We start from the raw sequence: 1,506 nt of genomic DNA, 5'->3' as shown, positions 1-1,506 counted from the left end.
GCGCGGCGGTCGGGCCGCCGCTCGCGGGCGCGGCGGCCCGGGCCACGGCGGTGCGGGCCGCGGGGCCCGCGGCCACAGGGGTGTGAGGTCGCTTCCCCCGGCCCCCTGCGGGCACGAAACGGGGGCCTCAGGCGGTGGCGAGGTCGCTGTCGCGGTGGCGCGGCGCCCGGGCCAGGCACAGGATGCTCACCACGGCCATGGCCATGAGCAGGCCCGCCACCGGCAGGATGCTGCCGGTGGCGGCGAGCAGGGCGGTGCACACGATCGGCGACAGGCCGCCGAAGATCGCCCCCGCGACCTGGTAGGCGATGGAGATGCTGGTGTAGCGGGTGCGCGGCGGGAACATCTGGGCGAGCACGCGGGCGATGGGCCCGTAGACCGCGGCCATGGCCAGGCGCATCACGCACAGCACCACGAAGATCAGCACGGTACTGCCGGTCTCCAGCACCAGGAACTGGGGAAGCGCCAGCACGATGACGCCGACCAGTCCGATGGTGACGACGCGGACGGTGCCGAAGCGGTCGCCCAGCCAGGACACGCCCAGGGTCGCGACGAGTTCGACGAACGCGGCCAGGCTCAGGCCGCTGAGGATGACCTGCTCGCTGATGCCGACCTCGGTGACGCCGTAGGCCTGGAGGAAGGTGGTGACGACGTAGTAGCCGCCGACGGCCACCGGCAGGACGCCGATGCCCAGCAGCAGCGGGCGCCAGGAACCGCGCACGGCCTCGCGCAGCGGCAGCTCCCGCGGCTGGTCGGTGTCCTCGCGCATGGCCTCGAAGACCGGCGACTCCTCCACCTTCAGGCGGATGAACAGGCCCACCAGGACCAGCAGGACCGAGGCGAGGAAGGGCAGGCGCCAGCCCCAGGTGTGGAGCAGGTCGGCGTCCCAGGCGGCGATGAGCCCGAACGAGCCCGTGGCCAGCAGCGCACCGGCCGGGTTGCCGAGCTGGGCGAAGGAGCCGTAGAAGGTCTTGCGGTCCTCGGGGGCGTGCTCGACCGCCATCAGGACGGCGCCGCCCCACTCCCCGCCCACGGCGATGCCCTGGACGAAGCGCAGCAGGACCAGCAGCGCCGGGGCGAGGAACCCCGCCTGCTCGTAGGTGGGCAGCAGACCCACGCAGAACGTGGCCGTGCCCATCATCAACAGGGTGACGACCAGCGCGGACTTGCGGCCCAGGCGGTCGCCGAAGTGGCCGAAGACCAGGCCGCCCAGCGGTCGGGCGAAGAAGCCCACCGAGAAGGTGGCGAAGGAGGCCATCAAGCCGATCACCGGGTCGGTGCCGGGCGGGAAGAACAGGGTGCCGAACACCAGGCTGGCGGCCGTGGCGTAGACGTAGAAGTCGAACCACTCGATGGTGGTGCCGACGAAGGCCGCCACGGCCGCACGCGCGGGGTGCGAGGACGTGGGGGCGGTCCGCTCTGACATGTGTACTCCGTTGCGCGTTCGGTGCGGCCCCGGGCCGGGTCGTCCGGTCGGCGGCGCCGCGGGTCACGACCGGTGGTTCG

1 protein-coding gene is annotated in these 1,506 nt (G+C 73.0%); it reads right to left on the bottom strand.

Going from position 1 to position 1,506, the window contains the following annotated elements:
- Positions 1-127: 127 nt before the first annotated feature.
- Positions 128-1,426, bottom strand: coding sequence for an MFS transporter (locus DQW06_RS25245; protein ID WP_013152527.1), 1,299 nt, complete (start codon positions 1,424-1,426; stop codon positions 128-130).
- Positions 1,427-1,506 lie beyond the last annotated feature (80 nt).

This window comes from Nocardiopsis sp. TNDT3, assembly GCF_003427465.1.
Classification (GTDB): domain Bacteria; phylum Actinomycetota; class Actinomycetes; order Streptosporangiales; family Streptosporangiaceae; genus Nocardiopsis; species Nocardiopsis dassonvillei.
This window is presented reverse-complemented; position numbering and strand designations above follow the sequence as displayed.

Bases quoted from the DNA above. Each gene is read 5' to 3' on its own strand.
- DQW06_RS25245 (WP_013152527.1), bottom strand. From the start codon at position 1,426: ATGTCAGAGCGGACCGCCCCCACGTCCTCGCACCCCGCGCGTGCGGCC.